The 14,372-nt window shown below is 43.3% G+C and carries 14 protein-coding genes; all 14 read left to right on the top strand.

Annotated features, from left to right (window positions below; all coding sequences use genetic code 11):
- The first annotated feature begins 144 nt into the window (after positions 1-144).
- Positions 145-462: an AraC family transcriptional regulator gene (locus ABR189_RS08220; RefSeq protein ID WP_354659991.1), complete on the top strand. Its 318-nt coding sequence runs from the start codon at positions 145-147 to the stop codon at positions 460-462.
- 732 nt (positions 463-1,194) lie between these two features.
- The gene (locus ABR189_RS08215) at positions 1,195-1,806 is read left to right on the top strand and encodes a Pvc16 family protein (RefSeq protein ID WP_354659990.1); all 612 of its coding nucleotides are present in this window, start codon (positions 1,195-1,197) and stop codon (positions 1,804-1,806) included.
- Between the two features lie 10 nt (positions 1,807-1,816).
- Positions 1,817-3,073, top strand: a complete 1,257-nt coding sequence (locus ABR189_RS08210; protein WP_354659989.1) for a T9SS type B sorting domain-containing protein — start codon at positions 1,817-1,819, stop codon at positions 3,071-3,073.
- A 3-nt stretch (positions 3,074-3,076) separates the two neighbouring features.
- Entirely contained in the window at positions 3,077-4,480 is a 1,404-nt protein-coding gene (locus ABR189_RS08205) for a phage tail sheath family protein (RefSeq protein ID WP_354659988.1), read from the top strand.
- A 35-nt stretch (positions 4,481-4,515) separates the two neighbouring features.
- Positions 4,516-5,466 carry a hypothetical protein gene (locus ABR189_RS08200; protein WP_354659987.1) on the top strand — a complete coding sequence of 317 codons (951 nt, stop codon included), beginning with the start codon at positions 4,516-4,518 and terminating at the stop codon, positions 5,464-5,466.
- A 55-nt stretch (positions 5,467-5,521) separates the two neighbouring features.
- Complete coding sequence (locus ABR189_RS08195) at positions 5,522-6,376, top strand: hypothetical protein (RefSeq protein ID WP_354659986.1); 855 nt, start codon at positions 5,522-5,524, stop codon at positions 6,374-6,376.
- A gap of 33 nt (positions 6,377-6,409) precedes the next feature.
- Positions 6,410-6,853, top strand: a complete 444-nt coding sequence (locus ABR189_RS08190; RefSeq protein WP_354659985.1) for a phage tail protein — start codon at positions 6,410-6,412, stop codon at positions 6,851-6,853.
- Positions 6,854-6,870: 17 nt separating this feature from the next.
- Positions 6,871-7,320, top strand: coding sequence for a phage tail protein (locus tag ABR189_RS08185; RefSeq protein WP_354659984.1), 450 nt, complete (start codon positions 6,871-6,873; stop codon positions 7,318-7,320).
- A 10-nt stretch (positions 7,321-7,330) separates the two neighbouring features.
- On the top strand, positions 7,331-7,495 hold the full coding sequence (locus ABR189_RS08180) for a DUF5908 family protein (protein ID WP_354659983.1): 165 nt from the start codon (positions 7,331-7,333) through the stop codon (positions 7,493-7,495).
- Entirely contained in the window at positions 7,495-8,208 is a 714-nt protein-coding gene (locus tag ABR189_RS08175; protein ID WP_354659982.1) for a CIS tube protein, read from the top strand. Before ABR189_RS08180 ends, ABR189_RS08175 begins: the two co-directional genes overlap by 1 nt.
- A complete protein-coding gene (gene vgrG / locus ABR189_RS08170) occupies positions 8,208-9,995 on the top strand; it encodes a type VI secretion system tip protein VgrG (protein ID WP_354659981.1) in 1,788 nt (595 codons plus the stop codon). Before ABR189_RS08175 ends, vgrG begins: the two co-directional genes overlap by 1 nt.
- Before the next feature lie 7 nt (positions 9,996-10,002).
- Positions 10,003-10,293 (top strand): PAAR domain-containing protein, encoded by a 291-nt coding sequence (locus tag ABR189_RS08165; RefSeq protein WP_354659980.1) that lies wholly within the window; start codon positions 10,003-10,005, stop codon positions 10,291-10,293.
- Between the two features lie 44 nt (positions 10,294-10,337).
- Complete coding sequence (locus tag ABR189_RS08160; protein ID WP_354659979.1) at positions 10,338-10,808, top strand: GPW/gp25 family protein; 471 nt, start codon at positions 10,338-10,340, stop codon at positions 10,806-10,808.
- On the top strand, positions 10,805-14,368 hold the full coding sequence (locus ABR189_RS08155; RefSeq protein ID WP_354659978.1) for a baseplate J/gp47 family protein: 3,564 nt from the start codon (positions 10,805-10,807) through the stop codon (positions 14,366-14,368). Before ABR189_RS08160 ends, ABR189_RS08155 begins: the two co-directional genes overlap by 4 nt.
- Positions 14,369-14,372 lie beyond the last annotated feature (4 nt).

Below are 14,372 nucleotides of genomic sequence, written 5' to 3'. Positions count from 1 at the left end.
TTACAGATAGCAATAAAAGAATTGCCGGAAATAAGGCTTGCTGGTATTACTCAATTTGGTGGGTTTGACAAAGTGGAGGCCTCTTTTGGGAGATTATTCCAATAGGCAGGTAATAATGGGGTTTTAAGTTCGCTGGATTTTAAAGTGATAACTATTTATCATGACAACCCCAGGATAACAGAAAGATCTAAAGTAAGACAAAGTGCGTGCATTACTATAAAAGAAGATACTAAATTGGACGATGAAGTTAGTCTGCTTACGATTCAGAAAGGCAAATATGCTGTGGGGCATTTTGAAATCACAGCAGCCATGTTCCCGAAAGCATGGGAAGACGTAATTGTATGGGTAAAAACCAATGGCTATAAATTGGGGGATCGGGACTATTTTGAGGTATACCTCAATGATAGCAGGACTCATCCTGAACAGAAATTCCTAGTTGATATTTGTGTGCCTGTTGAATAAAAAGCGACCTGGAAATACTGTTATAAGGGTTATCAGGAATGGGCAAACCGAATTCAAATTCGGTTTGTCCTTTTTTGGGGACTGGTTTATAGTAGTAGTTTCATACCTATAGAACGCTTTTACCATGCTTTAACTATGCTTTAACCATAGCGTATCCATACCTATAGCACGCTTTTTCCAGTCCTTTTTATAACATTATCATAATAGCTAAAGGCTAGCAGCGCTAATTATATTCCCCTAAACCGCGGCAGATTAAAAAATAATATTTTAGAATTTCAGAAATATTATTTAGGTTTACAATGATTCTTTGCTTTTAACAGAATTGTAAAGAGACCATAACCATAATTAAAAGAAGTAATAGCCCCAAGCTAGCCGTTTAGTGTTTCGATTAAATTTATTCTTTAAAAATTGCTGTGCTGTAAGAGTAGGCATCTTTTTCGTGATGTGCATACCAACAATTAGGGATGCGAGGTAAGGTTTACCCCAAGTGAAATGAAAGCATGACTCCCATCCTGAAGTAAATTTTAATTTTAACTCGTGTGTAAACAGGTTGCATAGTTGCAATCCCATTGCTACTGCATGACCTGTTTGTTACGCCCCACTGTCTGTAAAAACAGGCAGCCATTAACTTGTACGTACACACGTATCAGGCATTTAATTCTTGCTAATGTTGCACAGATAAGTATTTTATCTGTGTGCAGGATTGTTCATTGTTGATGATAAATAACGGATATGATTGATGCTGCTTTTACCTTACTCAGGAGCCAGCTGGTTGCATATATCAACTCACTAGGTGATGGTGGAGATGGAGAGGCGGAAGTGAAACTGGCAAATGTTGCCACCCTGGAATCAGATAATAAACCTGATTTTGAACCGAATATTGTTATGAGCCTGGTGAATATTGAAGAGGAAGCTACCCTGAAAAACACTCCCGCAGCTTACCGCACTTTGCAAGGAGTAAGCTACCGTAATCCACCTGTTTTTCTGAACCTCTACATGCTGGTATCTGCACATTATAAAGACGATTATGAAAAATCACTGCTGCGGTTGTCCAATGTGATCCAGTTTTTTCAAAGTAAAAACAGCTTCTCTATCAGTAATGCCCCTTTCCAGGAAGATACCCTGTTATTAAGGGAGAACTATACAGAGATGCAGCTGCACCTGGAAATGTTTTCCCTCTCTTTTGAACAGATCAACCATTTATGGGGATCGCTGGGCGGGAAACAAGCACCTGCTGTATTATACAAAATCAGGTTAGTAAGAATCACAGAAAACAGGACTACTGCTTCTGGATCACTCATAGAAAGCATAACAGGCCAGGATGGCACCCCATATATCAGCTAAGTAAATAGTAATGGCATTTTCAATTACATACCGGCGTTTGGCAGCAGTTAACTTCCTGCATAACTTTTACCTGGATCAGGGAAGTACCGCCTTTTATGACCTTTCCGAAACAGACCGTACCGTCAGGCTGGAAAGTGTGGTGGATGCAGGAAGATATAGTCTTATGAATGATATTTTGCTGGAACCTACTCCTGCAACAGCGGCACAACTTCGCGGGCATAAAATAGTATGGCGACAGACTGCACAGGGACTGGTATTAGGCATGGCCATTCGCCGCGTAGTGACGGCTGGCGTGGAAAGACATGTGCCGGTTATCACCCCTTCGGCCGGCTTACGCTTAGAGTTCAGGATAAAGGTAAAAAAACGTTACTGGAATAACCGGAGCAACATGCGCCTGCAAACTGTATTGCCCGCTGCATTTTATTTCACCAATGATGATACTACGACGGGGAAGGTATATCCCTCCTTATCGCAGCCGATGCAACAATTTGAAGAAGGCCGTTTTTACGAAATGGGAGAGCTGGCCACCGTGAATGGTGTATCCAGCAGAGCTATTACCAATACCACTACAGCTATGCAAGGCTGGGCTGCCTGGCCTGAACACTATTGCATCAGCGAGCAGGACCGTCATCTGTTGCCTTTTTCTTTTAGATGCCGGTTGGATGAACGGAATTTGCAGGAGGCCGCCTTCACTCTTTTACAGGATGGAACGGTGAAAAAACAAATTATTATGCATAGTAATGATACGCTGCAAGAGGTGACCCTTGACTGGAATAAAGATACTAATGGTAACCGCTTACCGAATGGCTGGTATACGCTGACCATCACGGCAGCTAATGGTTATAACCGGATTTATCAGGTGTTGCTGCATCGGGAACTTTACCAACCCGATACGCTGGGTATTATAGACCTGGCTGTACAAACCGAAGCAAATGGGTTTAGTTTACTGAATCCGGATGGAGATCTTGTTCAGTTACCTGCACCTGCTGTGCACCCGGTGTTTGAACTGCGTTTTCTAAGTCGTACAGCCTACTGGAGATATATCTTCCAGGAAGAAGATCCCGGTGCACCGGACGCAGGCTGGACTAAAACTACTGCCACTGGCAGCAAAGCAGTTATATGCCGCACGGATCCTTTTGGCATGCAACAGGATTTCCGGAAGATCACTTACCAGGGTACCGTATTGCCCAACCCAGATGGCAATCTGCTGATAGCAGATGCGGAAAGAATTTATGCTGACACAATGCTCACAAAAATAAAATTGTAAACTATGGCAAAACCATACAAGACACCTGGTGTGTATGTAGAAGAGATCTCTAAATTCCCCCCTTCGATCACAGAGGTGCAAACAGCAATTCCTGCCTTTATTGGTTTTACAGAAAAAGCTAAAAAGGATGGAGAAGATATGACGTTAAAACCGGTACGTATCAGTTCCCTGATGGAATATGTAGACGTTTTCGGTGAGGCACAACCGGAAGAAAATCTGGTCGTCAACATTGAAACCACTCCTAAAGGTGTCCGGTATAATGTAGATTTTGACTGGACAGACGGGAAAGGGCCTTCCAGGCATATCCTGTATTATGCTATGCAACAGTTTTTTGAAAATGGGGGTGGACCTTGTTACATTATTTCTGTTGGCGGATTTACTGCAATAGGTACGGTGATCTCAGATGCTACACCGTTTTTAAACGGACTGGAAGAGCTGAAAAAGCTGGATGAGCCAACGCTGATCATTGTGCCTGAAGGGCAGGGTATGGATAAGGATACCTACTTTACCATAACAGGGAATGCGCTTGACCAGTGTGTGGACCTGATGGATCGTTTTGTGATTATGGATATGCATAAAGATGCCCGTACTTTAAAAACTGCCGGAGATATTTTGGCACTTGCGCAGGAATTCCGTAATTCCCTGAATAAAGATGCTGCTTTTCGTAGATATGGGGCGGTATATTTCCCCAATATCCGGTCTACTTTTAATTACTACCGGACAGATAGTGCCATAAAAATAATAGTAGATAATACAGATAAGACTTTTGACGAGTTAAACAGCCTGCAGAAAGCAAATGTGAAGCTCGCGGTAGATAGTTTTTCCATTTATCTGCCTCCCAGCGCATCTATAGCAGGTGTTTACTGCCGGGTAGATAATATGAGAGGGGTATGGAAAGCTCCGGCTAATGAATCATTAAGTGCAGTATCAGGTATTACCTGTGATATCAATGATAAAATACAGGAAACCCTGAATGTGGATGAAGACGCCGGGATCTCTATCAATGCAATTCGCTTTTTTCCAGGTAGAGGGATTAAGGTATGGGGCGCCCGCACTATGGACGGCAACAGTAATGAATGGCGGTATATATCCGTACGCAGGTACTTCAATATGGTAGAAGAATCTACTAAAAAAGCTACGGAGCAATTTGTGTTTGAGCCAAACGATGCCAATACCTGGGTGAAAACCAAGGCCATGATAGAAAATTTCCTGATCAATCAATGGCGTGCTGGCGCACTGGCAGGTGTAAAACCTGAACATGCTTTTTATGTAAAAGTGGGATTGAATGAAACCATGACAGCATTTGATATTCTGGAAGGCAGAATGATTGTTGAAATTGGGTTGGCAGTAGTTAGACCTGCAGAATTCATTATCCTGAAATTCAGCCACAAAATGCAGGAATCCTAGTCTGCTTTTAACATTCACTTCAAAAACTACCCCAAATGCAAGACGGAAATGTAAATACCCCAACCCAGGAAGCTAATCACCCTGGTCCCCGCACAGGCAACCCTTCTTACTACCAGCAGGTAATAAAAGACCTGTTGGTAAAAGCCGAATCAAGTAGTACCGCCGCTATTTCTGCAGACAAGGTAAATGACACTAATGCCTGTACCATGTATAAGTCTGTAGAAAGTGTACAGCAAACACAGGATAAAATAGCAGAAGCATTGTCAGAATATAATAAAATAAACCAGCGGATCACTTGCTGTATTTCTAAAGATGTGGTACGGTTTAAAGACACCGTAGGTAAAATATCCAAGAAATATGATACCATGATCAATACAGATTTTAAGCTGGTGGTTCAGGCTATAAAAGACACCAAAAACAAACAAAAACAAGTGCAGGAACTGGCTCGTAAGCTCAGTGACGCGGTGAGTGAATCATGCAATGGCGAAGAACAAACCATTATTAACCAGGCACTCCAGAAAGGAGGAAATGATAAAAGTAAATCAGAGCCAGGTAAGGGGAAATCTGATGATGAGAAAAAGAAAGCATTAACGGAAAAAGTAAAAGAAATACTTCGAAAGGCAAAAGCACTGGCTAATAAGGCGGATGATCTGTCTGAATGGGTAGTAAAGGTTTCAGCTATCAATACATTTATTAATGTAGGCAGCCTGACGCCACTGGCCGATAAAGTAAGTATAACGGGTGCTGCCCTGATTAAGGATGTAGAGGATAATATTAAAAAATTGCAAACAAGTCATGAAGATTCCAGAAAGAAACTGGGAGACGCCAAAGAGAAACAAAGCGATGCCATGGCGGACAAATACTACTATGGTGCCGAAAAAACCAGCTGGGGAGTTGTCGTCGATTTTATGAAAGATGAAGCCTGGAAGCCCAGCACTTCACTGACTGAAATTGCCGCTGCTGCCGAAGCTGAATTTAATTCATGACCAGTATGACAGTGTTGCAACACGATCATTCATTCACCTCAAAACATTCATAAAAATGGCAAACGATACGGAAAAAAATTGCACTAACAGTAGCGTGCAGGAATATATAGCCCATTTAAAAGGAGAAATGGAAAAGGCTTTGCAGGTTTTTGCAGAGGCTGCTGCCAGGGAAGGGCAATTCAATGCAAAACTGGATAAAGCAACGATATGGGCTGGTGGACTAAAAGTGATGAAGGACCAGGTAACAGAAACATACCGACTGGGTGGTGTGTATTATGATGAGTTGTCCAGAACCCTGGAACAGGGAAAGAAAGTAAGCACCAACGCAGGCAGAGGGATGGAAGCGGTAAGATGGCTGGTGTATGAAACACATCAGCACCTTGACTATACAGAAGACCTGATGATCACATTAAAAGAATTTAATGATCAGATAGATCCTAAACTTCCCAGGAAAAATGCCAACTCCATTGTAGCTATCCTGGATGAATTAAAGAAAGCGGTAGATGAAGCTATCGAGCAGGTAAAAGTATTGGTAAGTACATTAATGCAGCAGGTGCAGGAGGAAACTGATTTGTTCAAAGCGTTAATAAGTGCTAAAGATGAAGATAAAGACGGGTTGGTAAGTGTATTGGAGATTTTGAAACAAATACTGCTGACAGGGCAAAGCCCGGATTTATGCGGTTGTGCTAAAGACATGGAAGTAAACGGGGAGCAATATCCGCTGGCTGGTTTCCATAAGTTTAAGGAAAATGTGGAAGGGCTGGCAGCTACTGCCCAGGAAGAGATGAATAAAGCAAAAACAGCCCGGGATGCTGAAACTGTTAAACGACTAGCTGCCCAATCTAAAAAAGAATCACTGGAAGCTGCATATAAGGCTGCATTGGCCGCCAGAATTTGTGAAGTAAAGTAACTACTGAGAACCAAATCTTAAAAAACAATTACAATGGCAAATTATCCATTACCAAAATTTCATTTCCAGGTACAATGGGGTGGGGCTAATATCGGATTCACGGAAGTGACCGGTCTTACTGTAGAAACCGAAGCGATAGAATACCGTCATGGTGCCAGCCCTGAATATCATAAAACCAAACAACCCGGGCTACAGAAATACAGCAATATCACGCTTAAAAGAGGCACTTTTAAATCAGACAACGAATATTTTGAATGGTGGAAAGAAACCAAGTTTTTCCAGGAGCAAAATGGAAAATACCGCAGGGATATTACCATCAGCCTGCTGGATGAAACCCACGCACCTATTATTGTTTGGAAAATAAAAAATGCATGGCCCATAAAAGTACAGGCAGCAGATCTGAAAGCCGATGCCAATGAAATTGCTATTGAAACTGTAGAACTGGTACATGAAGGGCTTGAGGTCGAACATCGCTAGCCTTAAAAATAATCAGTATGGAAAGTAAACTGTATCCTCCGGTAGGGTTTCACTTTGATGTGACTTTTGGATTCAGGAGCAAAGTAGCGAATGACATGTACTTCCAATCAGTGTCCGGGTTGAATTACAGCTTACAAACGGATACGCTGAAAGAAGGTGGTGAAAACCGTTTTGAACATGTGATCCCTGTAAGGAACAAATGTTCTGATCTGGTACTGCGACGGGGGATTTTTAAATCAGGCGACACCCAGATTACAGAGTGGTGCTTACAGGCATTTAACAATTTTGAATTTTCGCCGGTAGATATTGTCATTAATCTGCTGAATGAACAACATAAACCATTAATGACCTGGAATGTACATCATGCCTGGCCCAAAAGCTGGAAAGTAGCTGATCTTAATGCAGACAAAGGCGAAATACTGATTGAAACATTTGAGCTGAACTATAATTATTTCACGTTTAAATAAGGGAACGATCATGCCGGTGGAGATCAGAGAACTCGTTATTAAAGCTGTGGTGGAAAATGAAATGGGAAAAGAAGGGAAAGGAGCTGCCGGGCAACAGGAAGCTCCTAAGGAAGCGATCATCCAGATCTGTGTGGAACGGGTGCTGGAAATATTAAAAGTGCAAAAAGAAAGATAATGCCTAGCGAAAAAGCCAATGTAGAAAAGATCGTCATTAAAGGCTTCCTGGATAAAAAACAACAGGACGAAATGGGGATCAGCTTTACCATTCCTGTAAACCCGGAATCCTATGCACGGACCTATAAAATAGAAAATGAAAGCGGCGCTACTGCCGGTAATCAGGGTGGTGCACCTAAATACAAAGGAACCGCACCGGAACAACTAAAACTGGACTTTACACTGGATAATACGGGCACTATTGAAGGGAATATTCTAAATGGTACACCAGTGCCCAAACAAATTGACCAGCTAGTGAAAGTGGTGTACAATATGCAGGGAGAATCCCACCGGCCGGGTATACTAAAGATTGTGTGGGGCAGCTTTTTTGTGTTTGACTGTGTATTGGCTTCCCTGGAAATAAATTATGTATTGTTTAATCCCCAGGGGACCCCACTGAGAGCTAAAATAAGTGCCACTTTTACCCAATATATCGCGCCGGAAAAAAGGGTGGAAAAGGAGAAGAAAAAATCTCCTGATCTTACCAGGGTTATTAAAATCACCAATGGAGACAGCTTACCATTACTCACGTATAGGAGTTATGGTGATGCTACGCATTATATGAAAGTGGCTAAAGCCAATAACCTGGTGAGTTTCAGACCGCTTCGTGCCGGAGATGAGCTGGTATTTCCACCAATAAGGCAAGTATCTGAGAACCAAACAGTAAAAACATAATGGCTGGAGAAAATACACAAGAAAGAGTGATACCTGTACCAGGCTCCCTGGACTATACAGAAGTAGAGATCTATGTTAATGGCTCCCGTGTAAAAGAATCGGCTTATACACTTCAATCTGTTACCATTAACCGGGAGGTGAATAAGGTACCCACTGCAAGAATCCTGATTATGGACGGAGATGCAGCTGCAGAAAAATTTGCAGTGAGCGAATCTGCTGATTTTATACCTGGTAATAAGATCCAGTTAAAGATCAGCCAGGGAGGGAAGGCACAATCATTATTTGAAGGACTGATTGTAAAGCATGCCATTCGCGCAAGTGAAAACGGAGGGGCCTGTTTACTACTGGATTGCAGAGACGCTTGTGTAAAGCTCACACTAGGGCGGAAAAACAAATACTTTGAAAATGTAAAGGATAGCGATGCGATCAGTACCGTATTACAGGCTGCCGGTGTATCCGGCAATGTGAAGGCTACGGATGTAACACATAAGGAACTCGTGCAGTATTACTGTACGGATTGGGATTTTATACTCAGTCGGGCGGAAGTGAATAGCCGGCTGGTACTCGTTAATGACGGCAAGGTGGATGTGATTGCGCCGGAACTGGCGGCTTCTCCTGTGCTTACTTTAATCTATGGCGCTACCATTGAAGAAATGGAGATGGAAATGGATGCCCGTACCCAATGGCAACAGGTAAATGCTGCTGCCTGGGATTATGCCGGACAGGCCCTGGCGTCATCAGATGCGCAAGGTGATCCGTTTAAGGCACCAGGTAATCTGTCTGGAAGTGAATTGGCCAAAGCAGTATCACCTGCTGATTTTCAACTCCGGCATAGTGGGTTATTAAGTACTGCAGAACTAAAAGCCTGGGCAGATGCCTGTCTGCTTAAAAGCCGTATGTCGCAGGTAAGAGGCCGGGTAAAGATAAAGGGTAGCCCCCTGGTAAAACCGGGTGATACCATTGCGCTAAAAGGTATGGGCAACCGGTTTAATGGACTGGTATTTATTACAGGAGTCCGGCATGAGCATGGTGATGGAGTATGGGTTACCCAGTTGCAGATAGGACTATCGCCTGGGTGGTTTCATCAGCAGGAAGATATTGTAGAAACACCGGCAGCAGGATTATTACCAGCTGTACAGGGATTACAGATAGGGGTAGTTGTGCAGCTGGAAAATGATCCGGATGGAGAACATCGTATACTGGTAAAGCTCCCTTTGGTAGATAATCAGGCTAAAGGTACCTGGGCCAGAACGGCGTCGCTGGATGCCGGCAATAACCGGGGATTTTTCTTCCGGCCTGAAATAGGAGACGAAGTAATTGTAGGCTTTGTCAATGAAGATCCCCGCTTTGCTGTGGTACTTGGTATGTTACATAGCAGTAATAAAGTGGCTCCCTTAACAGCACAGGATACGAATCATATTAAAGGGTTGGTTACCCGCAGCCAGATGAAAGTGATGTATGATGATGAAAATAAAGTGATGCAACTGGAAACCCCGGCTGGTAATAAAATAGCTTTAAGCGAGCAGGACCAGACTGTTAATATCACTGACCAGCATGGTAACAGTATCAAGATGGAATCAGGAGGGATTACCATTAAAAGTATTGCAGATATCACCCTGGAAGCTGCGGGGAAGATGACGCTGAAAGCTACTGGTGATTTTAGTGCAACAGGGGCTACGATGAAACTCAGTTCTCAGGCCACTATGGAAATGAATGCCCAGGCTACCGCCAAACTGAGTGCTTCGGCCATGTTGGAGCTCAAGGGTGGAATAATCAAAATAAACTGAAACGTATATGCCTCCAGCAGCCAGACTAACAGATATGCATGTGTGCCCGATGTTTACCGGACCGGTTCCTCATGTAGGAGGACCCGTAACGGGCCCAGGAGTGCCCACCGTACTGATTGGAGGTATGCCCGCAGCAGTAGTGGGAGATATGCTGGTTTGCACAGGCCCTCCCGATGTCATCGTTCAGGGATCTGCGACGGTGCTGATAGGAGGTAAGCCTGCTGCACGCATGGGAGATCTGACTGCGCATGGCGGTACGATTATGATAGGGCAACCTACTGTGATGATTGGAGGATAATACATATCACCGGTACAACAAACAGCATCGTAAACATAAATAGTATGAATGAGGAAAATGATTTTTTAGGTAGAGGATGGGCTTTCCCTCCGGCTTTTATAAAGGCCACGGATGAATGGGGAAGCGTAAAGGAAAGTTATGTGCAAATGGTAGCCGCCAAAGAAGATATAGAACAAAGTCTGGAAATACTGTTGTCTACCAGCTTTGGCGAAAGGGTGATGCAACCACAGTTTGGCTGTAACCTGTCGGACTATCAGTTTGAATCCATGAGCAACACCCTTATCGGATTTATAAAAGACACGGTAGAAAACGCCATTCTGTATTATGAGCCCCGTATTGAAATGGAGGACATTTCAGTATCCCAGGCAGACTTCTGGGATGCCATACAGGGATTTCTGAGGATTGAGATCAGTTACCGCATATTAACGACTAATTCAAGATCCAATTTTGTATATGATTTCTATCTGAAAGATATGCAACCTAACGAAGCTAAAACAGGTTCCAGCACATTATGAGCAGTAACAAGCACATAGTTCACCCCTTAATCCGGGACGGTATAAGCCAATGGGAACGTACATCCGAGGCGCTCCGGGATAGTTATGTAAGTATGGATGAACGGAAACCCCAGGAATTACTAAGTTTTATATATCGTTATGCCAGATATGTCCTGTATTATGAGGCATCATCTCCTGAAAGTAATAATGATGTATTGCTGCCATCAGGTGACTGGCAGGATTTTTTCCGCAACAATGCGCCTTTTCAGTATGCGATCATACATGAGTTTCCGGTTGCATCACTCAAAAATGCTTATGATAAAGCCCGCAAAGGATACGAAAGTGGATTTGATGCAGGCCAGCTATGGCCGGTTATAAATCAGGTACTGGCAGTGATGCTGCAATTAAATAGCTGGTACACGAGTTTGTATGACCCGGCACAAACAAATGTCAATGATCAGACTTTATACCGTATACTGGATGCGCTTATCCGTACCGACTTCAGTAAAGGATTATTCCGCCTGATTGCATTAACCAATTCTATTGAAGCAGGATCTGAAAAATCTGTCTCCCGGTTGTTCAGCATTAACCACCTGAAAGAAAATGATGCCTGGGGCCTCACCATTGACAAACTGGTGAGCAGTGATCAGGAACTAAACAGGTTAAATAACTATCCCCGCCGCCAACACATAAAAGCATTAGCCACCCTGGATGAATTGTTTAACATTGGGTATAACGGGGTGATGCAATTGCAGACAGCGGCAGCAGATAATTTTGATAAAGCCCTTAGCGGAGGAGACCTGAAAAAGCATCCACCCCACCTGGGGTTATTATATGCTTTTTTGAAGTTGTTCGATAATGTCAGGACAGAGATGAACCGGTTTACCGGAAAGCACCTCGACTTTTTTTACCGGGAAATTCTGCAATTGAAAGAACGTCCGGCTCAACCTGATCATGTACATGTATTGATCGCATTGGCACAACAGGTAAACAGCAGGTTGTTACCGGCTGGTACCGCATTCAAGGCAGGTAAGGACAAAACGGGTAAAGACCTGAGCTTTGCCATGGAGCAGGAAGGGGTCTTCAACCAGGCAATGATAGCGCAGCTACGCACTTTATACAAGGATGAACACTCCACGCTTTTTATAGCCCCTGTGGCCAATAGTGCAGATGGGGCAGGTGCGTCTTTTCAGGATGAAACAAACAATAGCTGGCCTTTATTAGGAAATAAACAATACTTTATTGACAAAAGTAATCCTGATGTCGGTACCAGACTATTTCCATTTGCCAGTACAGGTCTGTTAGTAGCTGCACCTATATTGTTATTGCAGGAAGGTATGCGTACAGTAACGATACGAATCCGGTTATCTGCTTTACAGACTACACTGCCTGCAGCTATCCTTCCCGCATTATTACAGGTTCGATATTCTACTGATAAGGAATGGGTAGCACCGGCCACCAGTCCAACGATTACTTATACCGCCCCGGAGCTAAAAATCTATCTGGAATTACAGCCTGCTGATCCTCCATTGGTGGCAGCGGACCCCAAAAAGTGGAAAACCGGTTATCCTTTAAAAGAGCCAATGGTACAAATACTGTTTAACCAGCAGGCGCAATATCAATTGAACGACCAGTCTGTCAAGTGGTATGATGAGCTAAGTAAGGCAGCTTGTGATAGTATTGCTATTGAAGTGGGAGCAAATGGTTTAAAAAACAATCTGCTTAGTAATGATAATGGTCAGATAGATGCGAGCAAACCTTTTTCGCCTTTTACCAGTGTACCGCTAAATGGAAGTAATTTTTACATAGGTAATGAGGAGGCTTTTCGTAAGCCCCTTACTTCGCTGACATTATCCATGGAATGGGAAGGGTTAAATGCAGTAAAGAAATTCGGTACCTATTATGTAGCCTACACACCCACAGTTGATAATACTTCCTTTAAGGTACAGGTGGATGCGTTAAAGAATGGCGTATGGACAGCCCCGGCAGATGAGAAAGGCCTTTTTGCGGAAGCTTCAGACAATACATTATTAAGTACCACGCAGTTTGCCCTGACCCCATACGATCGTTTGTTAAAAAATGAACAACCGTTATTGCCTTATACCAATACTTCTATAGAAGGATTTATCCGCTTAAAATTATCTCCACAGGATTTCTTTCACCAGCAATATCCTGGTTTATTGGCCCAGACCTTGCTGGCGCTTGGAAAGCCTGGTATTACTGCCGCTGAAGTAGCTGCAAATCCATTGCCTAATGTACCCTATACCCCAACAATTAAGCAGTTGAGCCTCAGTTATACAGCCAGTACCGGTAGCCCTTCGGATATCACCTGTTTTCAGTTATATCCGTTTGAAGAAAGTAATGGCGTAGTGGTCACTCCAGGCAGCTGCACTTTATTACCTGTTGTGGAAGATGAAGGAACCTTATTGATAGGATTGTCTGGCGCTATACCGGGAAGTCAGCTCGCATTATTCTTCCAATTGGCAGTATTTACAGCCAATCCGGATCTCGCTTCAGCGGCAACTCCTGTATGGGCGTACCTGGTAGGTAATAACTGGCAGCCCCTGCAAAAAGATATTCATCTCATTCGTGATGATACAAAAGGATTGCTTACTTCAGGTATTATAACTATTTCACTTCCCTGGGATGCAGATACCGTCCACACAGTATTGCCTGCAGGTTATCATTGGCTGAAGGTGTCTGTTAACCAATATACGGCAGCCATCTGTGAAGGTATTCTGGTAGCAGCACAGGGAACACGGCTGGTATTTACAGATCAGGGTAATGATCCTGCCAGGCTCAGTATTCCTTTGTCGTCCAAGGTAATCAGTAGTTTGGTCGTCCCTGACAGTGCAATTAAGAAAATAGTGCAGCCTTATCCTTCATTTGGAGGGCGTATGCCGGAAGAACCGGAAGATTTTAATATACGCAGCAGCGAACGGCTAAGGCATAAAGGAAGGGCTATTAATGTATATGATTATGAGCGGTTGATACTGGATGCCTTTCCTGACATTCATAAAGTAAAATGTATTCCACATACACAATTCCGCCTCAATGGGAAAAATGATCTGGTGAGTGTAAAAGCGCCAGGATATGTAACCATCGCAGTAATCCCCAAAACAGATACTCATCCGTTGGCAGGAAAACTCAGACCCCGCGCCAGCAGCATATTGTTGCGTGAAATAGAAGAGTATCTGAAATTACGCACTTCCCATTTTGTAAACGTAAGTACGGTAAACCCCATCTACGAAGGTGTCAGTTTTGAAGGAAATGTGGCTTTTGCAGCAGGTAAAGATGCTAATTTTTACAAACAGGAACTTAAAATGGCTGTACTCCGGTTCTTATCTCCCTGGGCATTTAACGGGCAGCAGGATATCACCTTTGGAGGAACTATCATGATGTCGTCCGTATTGCAATTGATAGAACAGCAGGATTATGTGGATTACGTTACGTCATTTATTATGTATAGTAACAGAGGAACTCCTTTGAAGAAAATAACAGCGGGTACGCCATGGTCTGTGCTGGTACCTGATGAACAAATATACCATGCCCTTGCACCTGAAACAGATATCGTTATGTAACAGC

Source organism: Chitinophaga sp. H8 (assembly GCF_040567655.1).
Lineage (GTDB): Bacteria > Bacteroidota > Bacteroidia > Chitinophagales > Chitinophagaceae > Chitinophaga > Chitinophaga defluvii.
This window is presented reverse-complemented; position numbering and strand designations above follow the sequence as displayed.